Raw genomic sequence first — 24,278 nt, 5'->3', positions numbered from 1 at the left:
AAATTAAAAAACATCCCCAATGGATGTTTTTTATCTAACATTTTAAGCTTCCATAAACTTAGCCGGTACACCAATTTTTTCAACTACAGAAGATATATTAGTAGGATTAATCATTACATTTTCAATACATACTAATTTATTTTCTAATATCCCATTCTCTGTAGTAATAAGTTCTTCAAACCGATCTAAAGTCATTGAGAATTTGTGTTCACTTCCACCATTCATACTAACTTTTACATACTTCATAGTGTCACCGCCTTTCATAATAATTTACATTTCGACAAGAATGCGCTTACATCCTTTTTATTTACTCTTAGATTTCTCACGTTTACATGTATTTTGAGAAAAGAAACTACTTTTATTTACTCACAAAATTATTGTTAATAAGAAAGATAAAGATAACAATGCACAAAGTGGAATATATAAACCGGTATCCATTCTAGCAAAGTGTGTATCTTTTTGTCGTTTAAAGATACCAAAATAATTGAACTCACCAATTACTCTAATAGAAAAGACGATCATACAAATCCAGGAACCGACTTGAATAATAACATTAGGAACTTCAAAATGAACAATTTTTGCTTGTTGCAACAAAATTATTGCTGCCATACTTAATAATAATGCAATGACCAATGTCATTCCGGCATGAGGTGTAAACGCCTTTTCCCCTGCTTTAGTTGGAATAACACTATTTGTCCCCCAATTACCTCCGAAAGCCCAATATACATGTAAAAAACTAACTAAGAATAATATACAAACAGATATATATGTAATAATAAGCATTTTATCCTCCCCTTATTTTATTTAACTACTCATCTATAAAATATGCTATTCCCCTTTCATTAGCAACCTTCATTTAATTACATAAAAAACCCCGTAATGATTTATCAATATTAAGATAAGTCATTACGGGGTTATTAAACTTCATTATGCATTATACCTATTTCTTCGGCGTTCCATCCTTGTTTGACCTTGAACTGCATTTTCTTTGTATGGATCTATTTGCTCTGTCATTTCATATGTTGCAACTGGTTCTTCGTACTTATACTCATGGTTCTTTTCTGGCATTTTACTTTTAGATTCTTTCCCACCAAACTTAAATAGTTTCATCTTTAATTTCGGCAATCTTGGAAGTCGAATCTTAATTGATAATCTTTTGCGTTTCTTTTTTGGTCCAAGTAGATTTATATTTTCTTGATTATCTTTCTCTTTGCGGTGAATGAACATCGCAAGTAATCCTCCTAATACAAGTCCTCCAATTAATAGTAATATATATACATAATGGCTTGTCATTAAACTCGTTATGCGTTCAAGTATGACTAACGACTGTACTTCTTTTATATCCCATAGTAAAGCGGCCCATAATGAGAATAAGCCCAAAGTAAGTCCATATGTACGAAAACGGAATAAACATGGAATTAACGCGACACATGCAGCAATTTTCGCATTTGCTATGATTGAACTTGTTGAAATATCCTGGTGCCAAATAACTAACAGTAATGTTATAAATGGCGCATACGCTATCCAGCTGCATATACGTGAATACATCTTTTTAGCAAAATAACTACCGAAACTAGTAAAAAATAAAAGCCCTCCAATATATATAGATTGTTCTAGAGGGATTTGCTTTGTAAGTCCTGCAATTGGAAAGAGGCCGCTCAATAGCATTAAGAGCACATCTAATTTCTTCACAATTCCCCATTCCTTTCAAATTTTTTCAATTAATAAAAATCTTTTTCCATATGATATAGTTTTTGTATTTCTAAAAAACATATTAATCCTGTCTGCACATAAAGTAAATATGTAAACGAAAAGATACTTGACAAAGGATATCCTTATTTACATAAAAAAATGACAAATCCTGATCGATATAACGAGCAGGATTTGTTTACTAGTATTTAAAGTAGAGTAATTGAATCTTTCTTTTCTACCTTTACTACATCTACATCCAATTCATCATCAAATTCTTTAAACTCTCTTGCATCTATGTCAGTAATATAAGTCTTCATTACTTTTTCCATATGTACGGAATATGTCATGTGTACATTCTTTTTCGAAAGCATACTAGAATTACAGCACATGTAATGTATCATTTTAGCGATATAATCCCTTTCTACAGGTTTTACACCCAATGGTAAAATTTCAAGTATATATCGCTGAAAAATCCCACTACAATTAAGTGAATATTCACCAGTGCTATAATACATCCCTTTTTGATCTGCATATAAGCCAATGCTATCTAGAGCATCATCAGATTCTATTACACCGTAACTTGGTACATCAAAACCTGTATTTATTCTAATAATATTTAAATTTGGAACCTTTAACACCTCTGGAACAATATCAGGTAAAATATCTATATTAATTTCTTTATTTTGTAACTCTTTTATCCAACATTTTCTCAAATTTGCATCTACAATGAAGTAAACTTGTTCATTTTGTTCTTTTGCATATTGTACAATTTCCATTAATGTTTCGAAAACATATTGTTTAAAAAGAGCCCCCATATCATTTCTCTTTGATGGTTGTGGTAAAAATGCATTATGTTTATTTATATTTAATAATACGTAATCAATCGTTTGCCACTCTGTACTCCCATATAATTTATATAAAATTTCTTTTCCTTTTATTTTTGAAAAAATAGGTAAGAAATCGAATTTCGATATTCGTTCAATTGATAAACTAACATATGTACAAGGTAAATTTATCTTATTCCAACTACGCCTCAAAAATCCTTTTTGTTCTAATAGACTAAAAACACTATTTACAATTGTTTTACGAGATACATTTTGTCCTATAAATAAATTAATAAATGTTGAAATACGGTTTGTTCGTGCAAATCCCTCTCTAATGATTTGTTTTGGATCAATTTTTTCGCGTCCATCACAATCTTTCATTGCGATTAATGCTAATGTCGCATCACTGCGCTTACCCGCGGTAGCATAGACAGCTTTCTTAACATCATCTACAAGATTTGTTTTATATTTTTGGCAATATTGCATTTTATATGGATTTTGTAACACCTTTTCAATATTGTATCTCACAATCTTTAATAACACTGGAAAATCTGTATTCAATACATACGAATTTTCACCAACTTTAGTCAAAACAATTTCGCTATCAAGTAATGCTTGTTCTATTTCCAGCGCTATATTTTCAGACCAAACTTCTAATGTTAATGTCTCTAATCCTTTTGGTGCAAATAAAGGAAATAATTCATTTTTGTTATTTGTTGCTACCTTTTTACATTCTGGAAGTATTGTGAAATAAGAGAATTTACGCTGAAATTCTTTAAATAAATACTCTCTTTCCTTTACTGTTATACCCGGTTCTATTTTAGTACCTTGAACTTTATAAATTCTCTCATTGTATGGAAATAACACCCTTTTATTTTCTCCTACAATATAATCTTTCGGATATTGGAGAATATGGTCTAAATCCACCTCTCCCCCTATTTGAAAATCATCTTTTAAATTTCTAAATATCTTAATCCATTTCATGCCGGTTGTAGCTTGTTGTATTTTTAGTTTTACAAACCGTATTTTTTTATTATTTGACGCAAACTCTGAGGTAGAAATCAATATCATGCCTCGTTTTCGTCTTAAAAGTAAAGGAATATCTGGATGATTATATTCTTGATATTAAGACTGTTACTATGAGCATTTCGTATAAATGTGATTTAACTGATTAAAGCTATTTTCAAAGATGACATATCAGCGATATTTTATGTCTATTCTGTATAGGTGTTAGCAAGTTCGTTTGCAAATTTGTTAGCACTTTTTTATTTTTTCTGTTATATACACCTTCACAAATACATTACACTTCCCCGCTAACTCTTTCAGGTCTTTTTTTTATTTCATAATAATGGGTAATTTTAATAACAATGCACAAAAATATTCAGCTAATAAAATCATCGAATTAATCTATAATGATATTCTCTTTCAATTGATAAATTCTTAGTGAGTAAACGAATTATTTCTATTACAAAACCGTCTCGTTTATTTTGCTTGGAAACCTAAATTTAATAAATATATTATTATATATAATTTTCCCGACTGAAACTATAGTATAATTATCCTAGAAATAAAAAGAGAGACTAAACCAACTGCAATTGGTAATACATTTAGCATTAAAGTGAAGCAAAAAAGTGTTCCGGAAAAGAAAAATTCAGCTGGAAAACTTCATCGTTTTTGGCATTTTTGGTTTCATTTTTTCTGTTATTTTAGGTATCAATATAGTTGGATTATTCTTCACAATTCTGCTTTTTCTCTTTTCATTAGATGTACGCATCATTTAAAAAATAAGAATTACAATTTCCTAACTATAATCATAAACGCAAGGTTTCTAAAGGAACTAGTTATTTTAATTGCGGAAGTTGCAAGAAACATACTTTAGTAGAGTGGAAGCTTTAGATTGTTTAAGAAAAGCACTATAATGTACAAATTTAAAACGAAAAGGATGATAAAACGCATGTCAATAATAGTAAGTGTTTATTGTAATGAAGGTATTGTTTTAGCAAGTGATAGTCGAATTACGCTTAGTAATACAAAAAGAGAAAGTAACGGCACACATATCCATTTAGCTATAGGACAGTCTGATTCTAATTACAAAACATTTTTAGCAGGAAATATCGGTATTTCATTTTGCGGAGATTCCGATATTAAAGGGGTACCAATTTCAGGTTATATAGAAGCCTTTATAGGTGACTATATTACTAAAGATACTTGTGTTTCAGAGGTCCCTGATTTATTGCTAAAATATTTTAACGACTTTGACGTTGTACCTGATTCCAATTTTTTTGTTGCTGGTTACACAAATCTCACTAATGAACAAGTGGTATATGGGGTGTATATTAAAAGGCAAAATTTTGAACAGCTTGCTGCTGATCAAGGTACCTCTTGGATGGGAGAGGCTGACACATTAAATAAGTTACTAAATCCTGTATACAAAAAAGAAGGAAACGTATTAGGTATAGAGAAATATACTGAACTGCCATTCTACTCTACAGAATATAATTTCTTCACCTTACAGGATTCCATAGATTTCGCTGTATATGCTGTAAAAACGACTATCGACACAATGAGATTTCAAACTCGACCAAAAACCGTTGGCGGTCCTATAGATGTACTAGTAATAAAACCACGAGAGGCTTTTTGGGTACAACGGAAAGAACTTCATGTTAGATAAAACATTACATATATGGTAAAAAAATTAAAAAGCAGGCTCCAAATAGTTGAAATGCACCCCAATTTTCAGACACAGTCTAACAATTGGGGTGCATTTTTTTCCTTTATACAAGTCACTGAATTGTATTATTTAAATTCTTTACTTTATCTTCAAATCGTTCAATATCTTCTACCAACCACATTAAATATATTAATCTAGGTGTCATCTTTCGCGATTTAATTTCAGTATTCAATCCACACTTTATTTTCTTTAAATTAGGCAATTCTATTTGTAAGTAACTATAATGATTTTCATCAACAAACTCTTTTCTATTTCTTATAAAACCTCTAATATTTTGAATATTATCTGCTGATAATTTAATTATAGTTGCACAAAATTCTTCCGGATCACAATGAGCAAAAAACGGTATATTTATATGCAACTGGTTTTCATTCATCTTTCTGACAAAACTATTGAAATCCGTTCGCATTAATTCAAATAAAAATTGTGCATCTTCTTTTTCTTTTTTCACTCCCAAGCCATCATTTATTTTTTTTATCATTTCTTTAAACTCGTCAAGATTTCCTTCGGCAAAATTTTCTTCATAACGAAATTCTACCAATAAAAACATGGTAAATGTATACTCGATGTACATCCCTTTTTCTCCAGCCTTTTTTAACCCTTCCATAAGTTCCTGTTTTAAAATTAATTCGTCTATGGAGATTATTCCCTTTCTCCTAAAGAATTCATACGTTTGATATGCTCTGAAATACCAAGCAAAATGTATTTCTCCATTTGTTAATTTATTATATGTATCTCGTTCCAATACCTCAAATTCATCATCAGTAACATACCAGTAATTCCCGTTAATAAACTCTATGTGTGGATCCTTAATTTCTATTTCTTTTAGTTCTAATTGAAAACTATCCATCTCTCTTTTAAATAATTCTTTGTTAAATATTCCTTTTCTTATTAGTATTTCCGCAAATTTAAAAAATGCTCTTTGATAGATTATATCTTGTTCATTGTAATACTTCTTTTCAAATTCCCTTGGAAACTCTTTCTCTTCCTCACTGATTATGCCTGATAAACCTGTTGTATCAATAAAATCTTTGTGTGAATTAATTTTCTCTAATACCTCATTATTTTTCACATTAGTTTTAATTTCAAATGACGCTGCTAATACAAATTTTAATATAGATTTAAGTATTCCATCTATTTTATAACCACATTCATTAAAATATTGATAAATTAAATCAAAATCTTCAAGTGCTTGTATTAAAACCCTAATATTCTTACTATCACTTTCCTTGTATGTATTTTCAATTGTAACTAAATTATCTTCCAGAAACTTTTGAAGATCCTGTTTTTCATTTGATGTTTGATTTACTATGTCTTCTATAAGAACTTTTTCGTCTAATTGAAGCGTTAATGTTTTACCTATAAGCTTTTCTTTTATCCTTTTATATTCATTATTCTTTTGAAATAAGTCTTTTAAATTACGTGTAATCAACTCATTTATACGTACCTTTTTTTCGTCTGAATCGGAGCCATTTATATGTTTCTCTTTTTGGTCTGAATCAGAGTCATTTTCCTGGTTGAATTCTCCTTTCTTATCCGTATAAAAACATGTTGTTAACATCTTAAGTTCAGCATTTTTATCATTTAATTTTGCTTCTATTTCATTTTCATTAGCAATCAAAATAACCTTTATACCATCATGTTCCACAAAATTATTTATATAACCTAATACCTTATTAATGTCTATACTCGCTCTTTCTAAATCATCAAAACACAAAACCGTGTTTGTAAAATTAATAAACTGTCCAAAATCTATTTCAGGAGCTTCTATTGTTGTTTTTATAAATGGAATTTCAATGCTTTTCACACTTCCTAACATAGCTTTTGTTATCTCTGTTAATCTCCCTCCCCATTTGCTCTCAGTGAATTTCTGGACGTTCTCTCCCCATTGGCCTAAGAAAATCTTATTATTAATATCCTCTATACTGTTAACCCCGTATAGTGACACATAAATAATTTTCTTATCTATTTTTGTTACCTCTTCTTTTAATACATTTTCCCAGAAATAAGTTTTCCCACTTCCCCATTTTCCATCTAATAAGATAGCATAACTTGTATTCTCCCTTTTTATGTAATCCAATACACTATCAACCGTATACTTCTCAGATTCACTTAGTGATGTTTGAACGGATTCACTTGCCGATATTGACATTGAACACTCCTCCTAATTTATAGCTATATGCATTTTACATTCTATTAACATTATATCAATATTTTTAAAGATATATTTATAATTTTTGCTGTGATATACTTTGCGCTTTAAATACATGATTAATATAGGAGGGAATTCAATAGATTAGCGAGTTAACTAAACTAAAAAAGGGCCTACTCATATGAAGAGTAGGCCTCTTTTTTCACTTAACATACACATAGGCTTTATTTGCTGTTACATAGTATGTTTTTCCTTTGCTATTGTGTACTTTATATTGGGGTGAACCATTTACATTTACTTTCGCATCAATTGTAAATCCTAATCCTACATCTACAGAACCAGCAACATCTTTATCCTGCCAAGATGGAGTATCATAGAAACGTAGATTGTTAACTTTTGAAACAACACGCTTTCCAACAATAGAAGAATCTACTGTGCTTTTCTTATTAAACTTCACATAAGATGGATCGTTCTTAATCCACTGATCTCCACCAAGATTTAACCAACCATCCTTTTCCGCCCACACAATATAAGATTCTGGTTTGTTTAGTTGACGAATTTTAGAATAGCTTGTACCTGGTCCTTTACGTAAGTTAATGTTGTAACCTTTAATATAAGCGATACCGTCTGTTACTGCTGTTGGTACTTCCGCTGGTTTAGATGGCTTCTCAGGAACAGAAACATCCACACTAGAATTATTGTATGCTCGTTGTACATCTCCTCTAAATTGAGCTTCTGAAACGCCATGAGACTTTAAGTAATCAATTGGATCTTCATGATCCGTACCGCCAAGGTAATGAGTTACATCGCTATGTGTCCACAATCCTTTTTCTACAGATAACCCACGGTCACGTAAGATTTTAGCTAGTAACTTAACGTATTTGTCATAGCTGCGTTTGAATTTTGTATAGTCCGCTGTTTCGCATAACTCTACATGTACAAATCGTTTATTAGCAGCAGGTCCACCGCCATAAGCAATGTACTTTGTATCAGCGATTTGGATTGTTTCGTCCCAATCGACTGCATAGTGAACAAAAGCATTTCTCCATGTACGAGACTCATATTTTTGAATGTTAATAGCTGGAGCTTCTGGAGTTGCTGTAGAATGTGCTACAACTCCCTCATAAGCACCTACACCATAACGGTATGGTTGTTTTGGTAAATCAGGAATAATAAGCGTTCTATCAGCAAAAGAACTTGTAGCAAAAGAACCAGCAAGTACTAGAATCATAAGGAACGAGGTAATATGTTTCATTGTCTTTTTCATTTAGCATCAACATCCTTTTTTATAATTTTTGTGTGGTCAAATAATCCACTTGCTGACAGTCCAATGATGATTCCTTGAAATACATTTGTTTTGATATCTCCGCCCAAAAATAAAACGCCTAGCACAATGCCAAGCGTTAAATTTAGTAACGGAACATATTTTGTTTGTAATCCAATTGTTTTTCCAATCTGTGAAAGACCAACTATAATTCCAATCATTACAGTAATTTCAAACATTACATACCACCTCCTTTCATAAAGAAAGTGAGTGCTGCGCCTATAATTCCACCTACAATAAGTCGCAAGATCCAGGTAGTATTAGCGCTAATCTTATCTAATTGCTTATTGATATTGATAATGTCTTTCTCGTTACCTGTCGTCCGCATTTCTAAACTTTTAATCTCTAAGCGAATGTCCTTAATATCTTGCTTTATTTCTTGAACATCACTTCTTACTTCTTGTAATCCTTCCATTTTGACCACCTCATTTCAAAATAAAAAGAGAGACATCTATTTGCCCCTCTTTTCTTATAAAAGCCGTATTTTATGCAAAATAAAAAACAGCTTATGGCTGCTCTGGTTTCTTATCAATTAAATTTTGAAGTAACAATTGTTCTAAAACTTCAATTCTACTGTTCATTTGTTTATTTTCTTCTTTTAACTCTTGAATTTCAGCATCTTTCGCTTGTTTTTCTTCTTGAAATGCCTTTATTTGAATTGCTACTGAAGAATATATTTCAGCTGCATTTCTTGTTTTTGTAACAAAACACTCAGGAGTATTTTCATCATCTGCAATCCACCCATAGTGAGTTTCTATATCGTTTGTTGTAAGAATTGGGTCCCCTTCAACACGATTCATTCGCTTCTCATATAAGTCTTCTATATCTGTTTTCAAGTTGTATTGTTGGATTTGAAGTGCCATAATTTTTTCTATTGCGCTAAACTGCACGTCACGAATATTTGTTTTGTATTCACGTTTCGATGCCGTTTGAAAAGCTGATGCTGTAACAGCGTTATATGCACTTCCTGACCCATTTTTAACCTGAAGTGTTGTATATCCCTCAACGTTACCATTTCGTAGCATTACTGTTTGGAATCGAAGGTCTGTTTCAGCGTTGGGCGTTGCAACTATATCAAGCATATTTTTTCCTTTTAAGTTGAATACAATGGAAGACTGACTGTCCATCCATACGGATTTAGATCCACCTTTTAACGTTATTCCACCAGCAGAGTCTACCCAAAATGCGTTCGATGGATTAGATACTGTGAAGGTAGCACCGTTGGCTACTTCAACCCAATATGATCCATTTTTTGCATACTGACTTATACCTTTTCCAGAAGTGATAATTGTATGCCCACCAGAATTGACCTCTGTATTCTGATTACTTTTCATAAACAAAGCCCCACCAGTAAGAATATCTACATGGCTTACAGAATCTAAACGAATTGTATTAGTATAAGCGCTAAATTGTTTATCAGACCTTAGGGTAACTCCGTTATTACCAGTAATATAAATATAGTTATCTCCATTAAGAGATACATCCCCTTTTGTATCCACATTTAATTTAGCGCAATAATGTGGAGTTTGATCCGCATCATAACCTTTAACAATACCAAAGGTACCGGTATAGTAATTTTCTCCTTTCACTGGGAATTGAGATATTGTTAAAGTACCATCTCGGAAACGTGATGTATCCACATCATCATGCATAAGTATTGTTGGTTGTATTTGGCTATCAACAGCTCTTTTGTAATAACCAATAAACATTCGATTTAAATTCGACTCCATCAAACGTATGAATTGCTTTTGAATGTGAACATAATTAGAACCATTGTCTGTACGTATGGTTGTACCTTTAAGTTCCTGCGCTTCTAAATACTTTGCTATTGTTGTTCCATCTAATTGTATTTTACCTGCACTAATTTTAACTGCTTCTGCTGTTTGATTGATAGTCGAGATAATATCGCCTTTTTTGACTGTTGAATTAATTTCATTAGACATTAATGTAATAGAGCTTTCGTGCTTTTCCACCATTGCCTTACTTCCGAATTGACCGTTCGCTTCTGTTTTGGTGTATACATCCGTTTTCTCTGCCTTTAAGTCAATACGGTTAGATTGCTGATTGATCGTTGTTTCCATTTTAGAAACTTTACTATCAAAATCAGAAGTAGCCACTTTCTTTGCAATTTCGCCTACAAGTTGGTCATAGTTGGCATAGTCTTTCGGATTCTCCATGAAACTAGAAGGTGTAATACCTTGTTGTAATTGTGGTTGCGATACCCAAAGTCTACCGTTTTTTCTAATAACCACTACGAAACGTATCGTAGTAACACCAGATGCAGGAGATGGCATAGTTACACTAACAAATTTCCATGATCCATTAGTCAGTAATGGTACAAGTTGTACGACTTTATTCGTAACCCAAGTAGAACCATTGTAAAATTCAATCATTACAAATGCTGTATTATCTATGGTAGCAACTGCATCTGTGTAAAACCATGCAGATAACACATAATCACCTGAGTTAGGAGATACAGGTAATGATTGATAGAACGCTGCATTTCTGTCTACTGTCTGCCCGGACGATTCTAATTTAACGGAATTCATACCGTCATGGTTTCTCGCTGTTTCTGGTACAGCTGTAAAGTTACTGCCGTTTGGACCGACACCCCATTTAGAAATACTCGGTTTTCTACTCGTTACAGCTCCTGTAGTAGCGTTTATTACTCGATCTTCAAATGCAGTATTAAATAGTAAGTTCGTACTTCCTAATCCACCTACATATTCTAGCATTTGATTATCTGTTACTTTGGATTTAATTTGATTATTCAACTGTGTGATATCACTCGTGTTTTGTTGTACAATTTCTCCTTGTTTGCCTTGTGTTTGAGATAGAGATGTAATGGTTTGTGAATTAGAATCCGTTGTTTGTTTAACTTGATTCAAGGTAGTTTGCATTGCACCTTGGTCTTTTTGAACAGTTGATACAGTAGTTTTTACACCATCCACACTTTTTTCGATTTCGGTTGTTTTCTTCGTGAATTCATCGGTTGTTACTTGATCTTCTGCTGCTGGTTTATAGTCTGTTGCTTTATTTCCAATTTCAATTTGCCATTCTTTTAATTCGATCATGCCTTTAACATTACGTAATAGCGTTTGCGAATTGAAAACCTCAATTGCTTTATCTTTAAGATTATAAGTAAAGGAATATGTTTTCCATTCTTGATTTGCGCTAACATCACTTTCGCAACGAACACCAGGCCATAATTGTTCACCATCTTTATACTTTATCCACACTTCTACCCCAGCCCATGGATTCGGTGTTCCCTTTTCATATCCAATAGTTCTTGCTTTAAAGCTAATAGTAAACTGCTGCCCTTGTAGCATCGATAAAGCATCCGGCACAATTTTAAATGACTTATTTACTATATTAGACACCGTTGTTCCTGTGTCAGATTTAAGTGTGCCACCTGTATTTAACAGAATGTTACGTCCGCCAATCTTCATATCATCAAACTTTTTTTCCACACTATTCAACTTCTCAGTGACTTTTCCTGCTTCTTCTTTAATTTCAGTTGTTGTTTTCTTAAGCTCACTTGTTGTTTGCTGCACATCAGAAATAGTCTTCTTCGTACCTTCCACAGTGGATTCAACCGTATTTAATTTATTACTGATTTCAGTATCTTTTTTTGTTAACGATTCAATAGAAGTTTTAAATCCATCTGCGGTTTGCTCTGATTTCGTTACACGTTCAGTAAGCTTTCCTTGTTCATTTTGAATATTAGAAACCGTCGTGTTAATCCCTTTAATAGTAGTCTCAATTTCTACCGTCTTTTTAGTAAAATCAATTGTTGTTACTTGATCTTCTGGAGCTGGTGTCCATGCTGTAGCAACGTTAGATAATTCAAGTTTGACGTTTTTTACATACGCTGTACCTTCAATACCTTCGCCACCATATATATACAATCTAACAGCTTTAGTAACGTCAAATTTTTCATGAAGTTTCATGGTAAACGTATAGCGTTCCCATCTATTAACTTCACTTACGTTAAACACATACTGACCACTGTGAAAGCTTTGTGCTGTGTTACCTTCAATAAAATGATGTAACCCACCGTTTATACGGAAACCTTTTGTATCTGACCAAATATCCATACTAATAGTAATTTCTTTACCCGCGACATTATTTCTCGCAAATTCTGCAACCACATCTTCAGCGATACCCAGCCATCTATTTTTTTGACCGATAATACTGTTTTTATTAATAAACGCTACAACTGGATAACCGAAAGTAGTTATATCTAGATGGGCATGATAACCTTTTGTTGGATCTGCTACACCACCGTTATACCCACTTCCCCAACCAGATGCCTGAAGATTACCATTTAACGATTTGTCCCAACTTATAGAATCATTAACAATATAACTAGAAAAATTAGAGTTTTTAAGCGAATTTCGTCCATCTAGTTTTGTATTATCTACTTGCGTTTTAAGTTCTGTAAGAGTCTGTTTCGTCCCCTCAGCTGTTGTCTTAATCTCGTTTGTTTTCTGCTCCAACTGTGACATGCCTTCATTCGTTTTCTTTAATTCGGACTTCTCCGCTTTCTGTGTAAGAGCTTCATTTGTTTGACCAATCGATGTATTAATATCCTTGAATTTCTGTACATTCCCTTGTTTATCAGTTTCATAGATTTGTTTCCCTATAAAACCATTGTTAATTTCCTCTTTTGTAAACACTCCAGATTTATCGGCTTTATCTTTTAACTGTGTATTAATCCATGTTTGATCCACTTTGCCATTAACTTGCTTTTGAACATCCACTATTTGTCCAGCTATCTCTTGCGCTTTACCTTCCACACTTTGAACCTTTTGATTTAATTCCGTTTTAGCTGTTTCAATATCTTTCTTAACATCTTTAATACTTTGCTGTAATGGAGCTGTATCAGGAACAACAGGTTCCCACGATACACCTGTCCATATTTTTAAAATACCAGGCTTACCATTACTAATATCACGCCATAGTGTTTTATTAGGTTTAAGATTAGTAGTAGGTGGATTAGCCCCTTCTATAATATCTACAAGATTTTGATTCATATATTTTTGTGTTGCTTCTGCCAAGTCTTTTGCTGTTTGGCTTTCTTTTTGAGCCTGATCAGCTTTATCTTTAGCATCAATGATGTCTTTGTTTTGTTTCTTTACTTTATTATTTAATTGTTCAAATAACTCCTGCGGAACCTTGTCATACAATGAACTTAGTATCTTTTGGTATAATCTTCGCAACTCATCATTTTGATCCACGATTTCACGATAATCACCAAATACATAGTTATCTTGTATAGGATCTTTAAAAGATTCATCACCAGCAATAGCTCGCGCTTCAAGATACAACTTAGGTGTAAACCCTTCATCTATAATTCGAATTGTATCTCCTTCATTGATCTCTTCATGTGATAAATTAGGTATTCTAGCTATATTTTGTACATCGACTCCATAAGAAACGGAAGCATTCACAAGCTTTCTCATTTCCGTTTTCATTAAAGTTAAAAGTCTTTCTGGAGACATATTTTGGTCGTCTGTTTGTGGAGTGTAGAAAGCGAATTTATGTTTTCCGTTCTCATTCCAGCGTTGATAAGCTGCATCATCAACAAGATAAGGAACACCCTTATTTATGGATGAGATTGTAATAAATTCTCCATTTTCTTTTTTCACAAAACCTAATAAGGCTGTACAAATGTTTTGAGAGTTCTCAATACGTTTAATTCCTATTAAATCTTTACCAAAGGTTACTTCTTTTCTTGTATCTCGCCCTCGTCTCTTAACCATATCCACATAACGACCAACAATTTTAGAACCAACAACTTCAGCTCGATATTGAATTTCTATTTCAAATGAAGCGGCAATTTGTTTAAGAAAATCCAATGGATTTGTAAATTCTTCAATTTCCATTGAATGTGCTCCATCATGTTCGGTTTTACCTATTTTCCACTTCGTCCCTTTAAGAGCTATTTCCATACACTGTTTTAATGTTTTGCTTTCCAATTTTTGTGGCTCTATAATTGCTGCTTTAGCAAGCTGAATCCATTCACCAGATGCATAAACCATTAATGATCTATCCTTAGAATCCTTTTCCGTTTCTGTAATGACATACGGAACGATTCTACCGCCACGTACTTCTTTTAATACTAAATTTTGCTGTACAAGTGTTGCTGCATGATCTGTATTCTCAAATACCCTAAACTCTAGAGTATCAATATTATTTTTAATTTCCCAATGCCGTTTGTCATTCCAATAGTCCTTAGGTTGTATAGCTGAAACGATTTGATTTGTTTTAAAATCAACAACATGTAAGTCTCCACTTGGTGTACTCATCTAAATCGCTCCCTATACGTTAATTTTGCTATTCCTACATTTGCTGGACGTATTATGACTTCATTTTTCCCTCTCTTTATAACAGGGAATGAACTAAATATATCTTTTAGTGCAATTGCATTTGTTCCATTGATTGTTACTAATGATCTTTCTGTGTCTATTTGAATTTTATCTCCTATATCAAAAATATAAGGTGTTACATCTTTATCGAAATGATTAATCTTGTAAAACTTAACATCTTCAACAAACGCGACTTCCATCGCATCATTATTTCCGTATTTAGTAACTGCTACAGCAATTTTTTTCGGCTTCATACTTGTATATTTAGATGTATTGCTTATGTCTATCCAATAATCTAATTCAGTATCGTTATCAATCTCTGTATTCGCTCTGTATTTAGATACCTTAGCAGACCACTTGTTACCTTCACGCTTCATTGACAAGTGACCTCTAAAATCATTGAACGATCCTTCACGAATACCACCTGTGGATTCTATGATTCTATAGTTATCTTTATTGACCTCAGATTCCATCCAACCTACGCCTACTCTACCATTGATGTTTTGCATAGTATTGTAGTAATCTGTTAAATCCAGCATAGTCATAACTTCATCATTATCTCCTAGAAGAAATACAGCTACAGAACCCATTTGACCAACCCTAGTAGATTGTAGTGTGAATTGACAATCTAAAATAAAATCAGTAGCATCTTGAGGGATTGCCCTAGTCATTACAGGTCCATGCCATGCGGTACCATTACCATAATCTTCAGCATAGAATGCGTAACCTTGCCATACTTTAAAACTACCTGCGGGCTGAATATAACCGATTTTTTGAGTATACGGTGTCCATTTGGTTAAGTCCGTCATTTCATCCCATAAAATACGTTCCTCTCTAGATACCACAACCGTCTGTATTGGGACTGGATAACCCAGTCTGAAGTACTCTAGCCCGTTCCATACATCCAGAAAAGGACTCTTTGCCCCTACAGTTATATCAATAATTGGATTAGACTCTACAGATCCTTTGTTAATAAAGTTAGACTTTAAGTCACTGTTCTCAATAGCAAGGGTTTTACTTTGTACAGGACCTAACTTATATGGCATTGGACAAATGAACTTAATTGTTCCTATTCCAAGTGTTACAAACTCATCTGGATCAAAACTGTCATCCACAACTGCTAAATATGTTCTATTGGGTTCTACATCAAAAATAAGCTCTACTGGTTGATCTGTTATTAACCAACTTGCAATTTCTTCTTTTACCATTTCTAAATCAGCATCATCAGGAACTATAATCCCTACAGGAATTAATAAAACACGCATTTCTGTTTGTGTATTTAATAATCTTGCCCCAGGATATCCTGGGGTACTTAGAAAATTCCGTTTCAATGGTGCCCAAGTTGGTCTTTTCCAACCTTTTGCAATTTGGATATACTTTTTACGTTCATTGTTAAATTTGAAAGAGCTCATTTTGACACCTCATTTCTTTATAAAATAAAAGAAACCCAAACCTAAAAGTCTGAGTTTCTTTTTTCTTCCCTTTCTTGATACTCGGTTGTATATCGATAAGTACCACGTGCCACATCTCGTCCATCTAAAACAACAGGAACTTCCACAACTAAATTACCGCCAAGCATTGGGGTTACTCCATTACTTGATGAACCAAAAGAATTATTAACAACTTGATTTGATACACTATTTGTCATCGCCTGTCTGCTATTCGACATATTTCCATACACACCACTCATGACATTTTTTAGTCCTGCCAATTGGCTTGCGGAACTAGTCATCATACGTCCCATGTCACTCATTAATTGATTTATTTCACCTGACATAGCAAATTGACCTCGAGGCATGGCTGCTACGATTCCCGCACCAATACCTCCAAGTGTCTTTTTATTTAAAGGTAAAACAGCTTCATCACCAGCTTCGCCAGCCCCTTGTAGATTGCCACCGTTCATTCCGAATATTGTCGGCTTAGTGAAGATACCACCTTTTGCACGCCAGTCCACATTAACGCCTGATGGGATAGTGATATTTTTCCCCATAACTGTCCATGTACTAGTCTGCAAGCTAAAGTGTGGTAATTTAGGCATTTCTGGAGATGGTATTTTTAATCTTAAATTACTAAAGAATGACTTGATTTTATCTACAAATCGCTCTACTTTATCAACCGCATCTTTAATTGGATCAATAATAAATCGTTTCGCTGCTTCAAATTTTTCTTGCGCTGCATTCTTTACGGAATCAAATTTTTCTCTAGCTGAATTATATAAATCAGTAAATTTTTGCTTTGCCTGATTATAAGCGTCTGTTACTGGCTGAATAACATATTGCTTCACTAAATTCCAGGCCGCGAGTGTATACAATTTTATAGATTCCCAATTTCCTAATATCCAGTTAGCTAAATCTGAAAGCTTTTGTTTCGTTGTATTCCACAATTCTTGAACCGGTTGAATAACATACTGTTTTATTAAATTCCACCCTGCTAGTGTGTAAGACTTCGCTAATTCCCACTGTGAACCAAGCCAAGAAACTAAATCAGTAAATTTTTGCTTCACTAAAGTCCAAGTTTCCTGAACCGGTTGAATGATATACTGTTTAAATAATCCCCACGCAACTTGCGCTACCGCTTTTGCAATTTCCCATTGTGTACCAAGCCATGTAACTAATTCGCCAATTTTTGTACTTACCCATTCATAAGCTTGTTGAATTGGTTGAATAATATATTGAGATATTGCCGCCCAAGCAATTTGCGCTCCAGCTTGGATTAATAACCATCCAGCTTGTAGTACCGTTGAAATTAATGAAATAATTGGATCTAAGAATGTAAGTATAGAATTCCAAATTTCTTGCCATTTTTGGTATAGTTGTATGAAAAATTGAGTTGCTGTTTCTACCAAAGATGACCACCAAGTAGATGCCGTCTCAACCAAAGAGGAGAGCCAACCTACAGCTGTATCAATTAAAGAAGAAAACCATCCTGAGGCTGTTTCTACTAGGGATGACCAATAAGACGATGCCGTTTCGACAAGTGAAGATAGCCACATTGTCGTTGATTCTACTAGAGAAGCCCACCAACCAGACACTGATTCTACAAGCGAAGATAACCACGATGATGCTGTTTCGACTATTCCACTCCACAATTCAGATAAATATTTACCTATAGAATTAAAGGTATCTATCGTCCATTGACTTATAGAATCCCAATTTTTATATATAGTAATACCTAAAGTAACTACAGCTGCAACAATCACACCGAATAGAGCTATCCAACCTGTCATCGCTAAACCTATACTCGATATGACGACAACGATTGGTGCTAAAGCCATAAATGCTCCTGAAATTACACCAATAGCTACTGCTATAGCTGCCAACGTAGCCGCTAATTTAGGATTATTAGAAATCCAATCCGCTATTTTAGCAACAACATCAGCGATAACTCCAAGAACAGGTTTGAGAGCCATTTGTAAATCTTGCATCGCCTTTTGGAATTTAACCGCTGGGTTTGCATCCATTTTCTTAATGGAATCATTCAATTTATCTTGTTGTTTTCCAAAATCAACCGTTTTATCTTTCGCACCTAGCAAAGTATTAATGATGTTTTGCCCTTGATCTTCATACATTGTCATTTTGTTATCGTAAAGGCTTTTTATCCTCTACTTCTTACAGTTCATTTCCTGTAAGTTCGGCATACGTTTTCACTAATAAGTGTCGCGGTCTCGTGGAGGGATTATATCTTTTCACCCTCTATGCTCTGCCCCTGACTACACTTCGTATAGCCTTCGGTTCAAATTAGGATTCGCACCCTTTTTGCTTTATACCGCGATTTTAATTCGGCACAATTTATCATCTACCGAATAGTTTTACCCCTAATTCATTACGTTTCGTTTCATCTTCTACTTGTGACAATGCTAAAGCAATATCAGTCATAGCGGCTGAACCTTCTTTACCACCATTAGCTACAGCTTGTCCCCATTTTTGTAATTGTTCTGCTGAGATATTAGTACCTTCCAACGTTTCCTTCATAGCTTTATCGACACCTTGACCGAATTCAGCTGCTTTAATCCGTCCCTCTTTCAAACCATCTAAGAGATTATCAATCATTTATATTCAACGTGATTCGCAACGTCACGCCCGTTCTCTTATGAACTGCTATACGTCACCGCATAGATTAGACTATATCTTCAACTACTTGAGTTGCTCCCCGTTTCGAGTGTCATTTGCTTACACCCTACGTCTTTCGACTAGTCGTTGCACGTTCCTTAATTAAAAGGCTTCGCTCAGTATTGTCTCATTCGAGAGTTTCACTGAATTAAAGGAGTTTTTCATTGTATGTCACCATACAAGGGAACTATAATCTAATTCCATGTTCCTGTTTCAACCCCAGCTGCCATGATTGCTTGGACCTCTTCAGCGTTGTAGCCTGCTCGCGTCAGCTGACCACCATATTCAGCGATAATATCTAATTGTTCTGGTGGGAAGCCCATTTTTAGTAATGCATCAGCCATCCCAAGAGCGCCCTCTTGGGAAATCCCTAATTCATTTCCTATTTCATTTGTTTCTTGAATTAATTCAGTGAAATCTATACCTGCATATGCTTTAGAAATAACAGCTGCGCTTTTTACAAATGAAGCATTTGCTTCATCACTAACATTTTTATTTAAAGCCCATTGTCTTCTTACACCTTCAAGCGATTCTTCAGCATCTAATCCATATGCTGAAATGCCTCTTACTGCTTCCTCTACTGATTTCTTTGAGGACTCAGGAACATCGAAAGAGATATTAATCTTCGTTTGTAGCTTTGACATGTCCATTGCTTTTTCAATAGCCGTTGCAATTCCGCCACCAGCTGCTAATCCACCGATAACATTTTCTAATCCAACTTTTAGACCTTCAAACTTCTTCTCAGTTCTTCCAGCTTCTTGTTGTAAATCTCTCAGTTCATTTCGTACTTGCTGAATTGAATTACCAGCATCTACAGATCGTAGCGCTCGCTGTAATTTTTCTATATCTGTTTCTGCTCCTAATGCTTCGCGGCCAATAATTCCAATCGCTTGCTCTAACTGACGACTTGTAGCTGTTCCATTTCGAATTGCATTCACAAGACGATTCCCTAATGCTCCTGCAAAATCATCAACGCTTTTCCCTGTAGCTCTAAACAATGTTTCTAATTGCCTTGTGGAACTCGCTACATTCTCTTGCTCAGCTTTCATGTTTCCTAGTTTATTTTTAAGACCATTAAGTGACCCTTCTGTAAATTCAATCTCACGTCTAAATGCACGATACTGTTCTTCAGAAATTTTACCGTTTTGGAATTGAGCTTGTACTTGCTGTTCCGCTGCTTTCAATTTATCTAGCTTTTGCGTTGTATTTTCAATCTGTTGCGTAAGTAACTGTTGTTTTTGCGCTAATGCTTCCACATTACCAGGATCAAACTTTAACAACCGTTCAACGTCTTTAAGTTCTTTAGTTAAATCATTACTTCGTTTATTTACATCTTTTAAAGCGTTTTGAAGCCCTGTGGTTTCTCCGGCAATTTCAATCGTAATCCCTTTAATTCTTCCTGCCATTTTCTCACCCCTTTCTTAGAATGAATCGAAGTCTTTTTGACCTGCTTTTCTAACTTTTTCTTTATCTGGATTCTCTAACTCAGCGAATTCAGCAATGTAATCAAAGCAATCACCAACGGTCATTTCTTCTAAATCACCTTGTGTTAAATTTGCTTTATAACAAAGAGCAAGAAACAATTCAGTGGTAAATTCTTCATCACTGAATGTCCCTTGCTCTCCATTGTTTTTCTTTATTTTTTTTTTGCTCCCATAGTGAGCTGAACTAATTCCATTACCTCTGGCATAATTTCTTCAATTGGGAATTCTTCAAATTCATCCAGCCATGTCATAGGATCAGGAATATTCGGATCAGCCGTTTTAGCGTATAACCAAGTTAAGTCATAAATAAGTTCAAAATCCACATTGCTTAAATCAACATTAGACATATCAATTGGCTGTTGTGAGCCACCTGGTGAAGTTACTGCACTAATTGCCCCTAATCCCATCAAATCAGCAAATAAATTCCGTCTGAATTGTGCTTTATATCGCTTAACTGTTGCTGCTGTAGCTTTTAATCTGACTTTTTTTCCGTCTATTGTAATTGTCTTTTCCATTCACTTACGCCCCTTTTGGTACTGCAGGTAACTTTGTATACACTTTTTTGTACCAATTATCATAGATTTCTTGTTTTGATTTAGTTGTAGTTTTCGTTTTAACCATACGTTTTCCGTTAATATCAATAGGGCTTGATACAAATTTAAGTTCATTTGTGTTAGGTTCTGCTGAATTTGTTTTCGTTTTAGATGCAATTGTTGGACGACTTGCTGCGCAGTTAAACATAACATGTCGAGTCGCTCGTACATCGCCATCGAATTCAAACAATAAAGCAAATGGTTTTCCTTTTGCGTCAGCTAATTCATTTAATACACCATCTTCTGTGTCTAATTCTTCTCCCAATGCATCAACTGCAAATTGCTCTGGAATTGTCGCGATGGATAGCGTACCGTCATAACCTTGGTTATTGCTTGCTGCATAGTACAGCATGTCATCCGCGTAGAATTCAATTAGATCTCCTCGTGGATCACAGGTTAATTCAACCGCACCTGGTAATCGGATTGGTGTACTGAATGTAACTACACCATCTTTAATTTCATAGAGTGCATAGTGGACATTTTTCAGACCGAAAGCTACTTTATTTTCTGGCATTCACATCAACCTCGTTTCGTATATTTTTTGATACATTTTTTCAGATTCAATAAAAGTCCCGTACGAATCATAAGGAATCTCATGATCGTCTAGGACTTTTTCAAGTTTTGCTTCTGCAACTAAATCTTTTTTATTTGTGTAAAGTTCAATATTTGCATCGTCTATCTTGTAATACACCTTATTATCAGCCATTAAATTTGCTGATCCATCAACAAGGATACAAATATAAGGTGGCACTGGTACTGGCTTTCCTGGCGTTGCTATGAAATGCGAATAAGCCACAGGATAACCTGTAGCTTCAAGGATTTTTATTAACTCACCTAATGTCATTATTCAAGCGCCCTTTCAATACGTCTTGGCAACTCATCAATTACATATTGTTCAACTGGAAGGATATGAACTTGTGCCGGTACACGGCCACCGCCGACTTTCGCATGTCCATTTTCTAAAAGATGCGTTAATTGTCCTTGTGAATTGTGGACGACAACACCATTACCTTCTTTTTTCTTACGCCATCCTTTACGATATGCCCCTGTTTTTTTAGGACTACCTTGCTTTAATTTTTCTACAGCAACATCAGCAACCTCTTCTTGTGCTGTCAACAATTCTTCTTCCACAACATTTGCATATCTTTGCAATTCTCTAGCAAGCTCACTCGCAAAATCATTCATATTAAACATGCTCCTTTGCGATAATAGTCAATGTTTGATACATTTCATTATCATTCATTGGCGGTTCGATAATGTCAAAGATACGACCTTTCATATTGATTCGCATTAGTTCTGTAATACCTGTTGTATAAGGCATCACAAACCGATAAATTCGTGTAGATTGTGATGCTGAAGCTTCAATGTACTCCGAACCTTTTACCGTTTTTATCATTGCCCATGCTTTTTTTACTTCTTGCCAATTACCTGTTTCAACTTCTTGATTCAAATCATCTTTTATTACTTCAGGTTGTTCAATGATAATTCGATTTCTACAATCACCTGTATTCAGTGGTTTCTTGTACTGAAAAGGACGCATATTAATCACCGTCCAATTTAATTTCTTCTAATGCTTTATCGATACCTAAACTATTAATCTGACTTAAAAAATTCTTGTCAAAATACTCTAATGCATCGTTATAAACATAACGAGAACGTTCAAAGACTAATTCTTTGAACTCCTCGTCTTTATTTAAATCATAATTCCCACAAACCCTAAGTAATGCCTTGTTAGACGTAGAAAGGATGCGCTTTAGGTTATCATCTTCCTCATCCCCTAAGTGCATCCTATCTTTGAATTGCCGTAATATTTCATTCGAAATTACTGTATTCATTCACATCATCCTTGTGTTGGTGGAGTTACTTCTTCAAGCTTTAATGTGTAAACTTGTGAAGTGTATTTATCCTTCGGTTTACCTGTAGCATATTGTTTAGCAATATAAACAGTTGCATCTTCTAAAGCTAATGTTTCTTCATACTTCTTGATTGGCTCTGTTCCACCCATCGCTGCAATGTATTCCCCTTTAACAAAGAAAACCACTTGTCCTTGAGGTACAAATACAGATTCTGTTGGGATTGGATTAAAAGGTAAGCTCGTTACATATACACCTGCCGCATTTTGAATCGTAGCATTTGCTTGAATATCAAAAGTATCAAATGGATTTGTTACCATAACTACTTTACCCGCAATATTTTTTGGTCGATCTGCATCTGTTTTACCATCAGGATTTAATTTTTTAGCCAATAATTTGACCACGCCTTTTAATTCATTAATTGTTTTGCGACCAGGCTCAAAAGTTAAAGTTCCAGCAACTTTTTTATCTGGATATACTCCATTTGTGACACTTCCGCTAGGATCTTTTAATAATCCAATTGGCTCATTTTTACCCGTACCAGCTACAAAACCACGTTCTAAACCTACTGACATTGCTTCTGTAATCATAGTACGAACATATCGTTCCACCCAAACTGGACCAAGCTTCAACATATCATTTGCTAATGGAATAAATGCTGTTAATTTCAGTTGAGTAATTGACTCTTTTCGGAATGTAGCATTTAATTGTCCTTTAATATCACCAAATAACGGTCCCCATACAGCTGCACCCTCTGAATCTCCATAAATAAATTCTGTCACGGCTCCTAAATTCTCTAAACCGATATGCTCTAGCAACGGATGACCTTGAACTAAATCATCAAAAATTCTCTCTTGTGTTGTTTTAGGTAAAGTCTCAGTAGATTTAAACCCACCCTCTTCAACAACGGCATTAAAGAATTTCATTTCTTCACTTGTTAGTACATTAGAACCACGAGATTGCATAATAGAACGATCTACCATTGATTCATTCACTTGATTTAAAATATCTGAACGAACATCTGTTGCAAGTGCTTCAATCATGGAATTTAACGCTGCTGATTGTTCTTCCGCTGTACCTTCTTGTGTTGCTTTCGCGAAAGCTAGTTTCTTCTCTTCAAAATTATTAAACTTAATAACCATATT

The 24,278-nt window shown here is 34.2% G+C and carries 20 protein-coding genes and 2 pseudogenes; 1 reads left to right on the top strand and 21 read right to left on the bottom strand.

Going from position 1 to position 24,278, the window contains the following annotated elements; translation table 11 throughout:
- Nucleotides 1–42 precede the first annotated feature (42 nt).
- The 4 genes from IBT51_RS11465 to IBT51_RS11450 form a co-directional block, all read right to left on the bottom strand.
- Nucleotides 43–246 carry a hypothetical protein gene (locus tag IBT51_RS11465; protein ID WP_000878369.1) on the bottom strand — a complete coding sequence of 68 codons (204 nt, stop codon included), beginning with the start codon at nucleotides 244–246 and terminating at the stop codon, nucleotides 43–45.
- A gap of 120 nt (nucleotides 247–366) precedes the next feature.
- Nucleotides 367–783 carry a DUF3995 domain-containing protein gene (locus IBT51_RS11460; protein WP_088022272.1) on the bottom strand — a complete coding sequence of 139 codons (417 nt, stop codon included), beginning with the start codon at nucleotides 781–783 and terminating at the stop codon, nucleotides 367–369.
- Nucleotides 784–927: 144 nt separating this feature from the next.
- Nucleotides 928–1,692, bottom strand: coding sequence for a DUF3959 family protein (locus IBT51_RS11455; protein ID WP_000732188.1), 765 nt, complete (start codon nucleotides 1,690–1,692; stop codon nucleotides 928–930).
- A gap of 206 nt (nucleotides 1,693–1,898) precedes the next feature.
- The gene (locus tag IBT51_RS11450) at nucleotides 1,899–3,581 is read right to left on the bottom strand and encodes an RNaseH domain-containing protein (protein WP_200458303.1); all 1,683 of its coding nucleotides are present in this window, start codon (nucleotides 3,579–3,581) and stop codon (nucleotides 1,899–1,901) included.
- Between the two features lie 889 nt (nucleotides 3,582–4,470).
- On the opposite strand from IBT51_RS11450, the gene IBT51_RS11445 reads away from it, so the two are divergent.
- Nucleotides 4,471–5,187 (top strand): hypothetical protein, encoded by a 717-nt coding sequence (locus IBT51_RS11445; RefSeq protein WP_076876186.1) that lies wholly within the window; start codon nucleotides 4,471–4,473, stop codon nucleotides 5,185–5,187.
- Nucleotides 5,188–5,299: 112 nt separating this feature from the next.
- Here IBT51_RS11445 and IBT51_RS11440 read toward each other — a convergent pair whose 3' ends face one another.
- The 17 genes and pseudogenes from IBT51_RS11440 to IBT51_RS11360 all read right to left on the bottom strand — a co-directional run bounded on the left by IBT51_RS11440 (nucleotide 5,300) and on the right by IBT51_RS11360 (nucleotide 24,275).
- Complete coding sequence (locus IBT51_RS11440) at nucleotides 5,300–7,399, bottom strand: P-loop NTPase fold protein (protein WP_200458304.1); 2,100 nt, start codon at nucleotides 7,397–7,399, stop codon at nucleotides 5,300–5,302.
- 202 nt (nucleotides 7,400–7,601) lie between these two features.
- A complete protein-coding gene (locus IBT51_RS11435) occupies nucleotides 7,602–8,666 on the bottom strand; it encodes an N-acetylmuramoyl-L-alanine amidase (RefSeq protein WP_200458305.1) in 1,065 nt (354 codons plus the stop codon).
- Nucleotides 8,663–8,902, bottom strand: a complete 240-nt coding sequence (locus IBT51_RS11430; RefSeq protein WP_161520528.1) for a holin — start codon at nucleotides 8,900–8,902, stop codon at nucleotides 8,663–8,665. The genes IBT51_RS11435 and IBT51_RS11430 overlap by 4 nt, the downstream gene beginning before the upstream one ends.
- Nucleotides 8,902–9,138 carry a hemolysin XhlA family protein gene (locus tag IBT51_RS11425; RefSeq protein WP_200458306.1) on the bottom strand — a complete coding sequence of 79 codons (237 nt, stop codon included), beginning with the start codon at nucleotides 9,136–9,138 and terminating at the stop codon, nucleotides 8,902–8,904. The genes IBT51_RS11430 and IBT51_RS11425 overlap by 1 nt, the downstream gene beginning before the upstream one ends.
- A gap of 91 nt (nucleotides 9,139–9,229) precedes the next feature.
- Nucleotides 9,230–15,034, bottom strand: a complete 5,805-nt coding sequence (locus IBT51_RS11420) for a phage tail spike protein (protein ID WP_200458307.1) — start codon at nucleotides 15,032–15,034, stop codon at nucleotides 9,230–9,232.
- Nucleotides 15,031–16,506, bottom strand: coding sequence for a distal tail protein Dit (locus tag IBT51_RS11415; RefSeq protein WP_075719806.1), 1,476 nt, complete (start codon nucleotides 16,504–16,506; stop codon nucleotides 15,031–15,033). Before IBT51_RS11415 ends, IBT51_RS11420 begins: the two co-directional genes overlap by 4 nt.
- Before the next feature lie 41 nt (nucleotides 16,507–16,547).
- The gene (locus IBT51_RS11410) at nucleotides 16,548–18,668 is read right to left on the bottom strand and encodes a phage tail tape measure protein (RefSeq protein ID WP_200458308.1); all 2,121 of its coding nucleotides are present in this window, start codon (nucleotides 18,666–18,668) and stop codon (nucleotides 16,548–16,550) included.
- A 223-nt stretch (nucleotides 18,669–18,891) separates the two neighbouring features.
- A pseudogene (locus IBT51_RS11405) lies at nucleotides 18,892–19,119 on the bottom strand (hypothetical protein); the annotation flags it as partial.
- Nucleotides 19,120–19,400: 281 nt separating this feature from the next.
- Nucleotides 19,401–20,609 (bottom strand): annotated as a pseudogene (locus IBT51_RS11400) (hypothetical protein); the annotation flags it as partial.
- Between the two features lie 15 nt (nucleotides 20,610–20,624).
- Nucleotides 20,625–20,786 (bottom strand): hypothetical protein, encoded by a 162-nt coding sequence (locus IBT51_RS11395; RefSeq protein ID WP_044798004.1) that lies wholly within the window; start codon nucleotides 20,784–20,786, stop codon nucleotides 20,625–20,627.
- A 53-nt stretch (nucleotides 20,787–20,839) separates the two neighbouring features.
- Nucleotides 20,840–21,202: a hypothetical protein gene (locus IBT51_RS11390; RefSeq protein WP_069355651.1), complete on the bottom strand. Its 363-nt coding sequence runs from the start codon at nucleotides 21,200–21,202 to the stop codon at nucleotides 20,840–20,842.
- Nucleotides 21,203–21,206: 4 nt separating this feature from the next.
- The gene (locus tag IBT51_RS11385; protein ID WP_053564359.1) at nucleotides 21,207–21,794 is read right to left on the bottom strand and encodes a major tail protein; all 588 of its coding nucleotides are present in this window, start codon (nucleotides 21,792–21,794) and stop codon (nucleotides 21,207–21,209) included.
- A complete protein-coding gene (locus tag IBT51_RS11380) occupies nucleotides 21,795–22,124 on the bottom strand; it encodes a hypothetical protein (RefSeq protein WP_069355649.1) in 330 nt (109 codons plus the stop codon).
- On the bottom strand, nucleotides 22,124–22,465 hold the full coding sequence (locus IBT51_RS11375; protein ID WP_200458310.1) for an HK97 gp10 family phage protein: 342 nt from the start codon (nucleotides 22,463–22,465) through the stop codon (nucleotides 22,124–22,126). Before IBT51_RS11375 ends, IBT51_RS11380 begins: the two co-directional genes overlap by 1 nt.
- A 1-nt stretch (nucleotide 22,466) precedes the next feature.
- Nucleotides 22,467–22,820: a phage head closure protein gene (locus IBT51_RS11370; RefSeq protein ID WP_069355647.1), complete on the bottom strand. Its 354-nt coding sequence runs from the start codon at nucleotides 22,818–22,820 to the stop codon at nucleotides 22,467–22,469.
- Nucleotide 22,821: 1 nt separating this feature from the next.
- Nucleotides 22,822–23,115 (bottom strand): hypothetical protein, encoded by a 294-nt coding sequence (locus IBT51_RS11365; RefSeq protein ID WP_075718165.1) that lies wholly within the window; start codon nucleotides 23,113–23,115, stop codon nucleotides 22,822–22,824.
- Nucleotides 23,116–23,120: 5 nt separating this feature from the next.
- Nucleotides 23,121–24,275, bottom strand: coding sequence for a phage major capsid protein (locus IBT51_RS11360; RefSeq protein WP_075718167.1), 1,155 nt, complete (start codon nucleotides 24,273–24,275; stop codon nucleotides 23,121–23,123).
- Between the last annotated feature and the right edge of the window lie 3 nt (nucleotides 24,276–24,278).

Source organism: Bacillus sp. S71 (genome assembly GCF_016625265.1).
In the GTDB taxonomy this organism is placed as follows: domain Bacteria; phylum Bacillota; class Bacilli; order Bacillales; family Bacillaceae_G; genus Bacillus_A; species Bacillus_A cereus.
The sequence above is the reverse complement of the archived record's forward strand: the minus strand, read 5'-3'. Positions and strand labels throughout refer to the sequence as shown.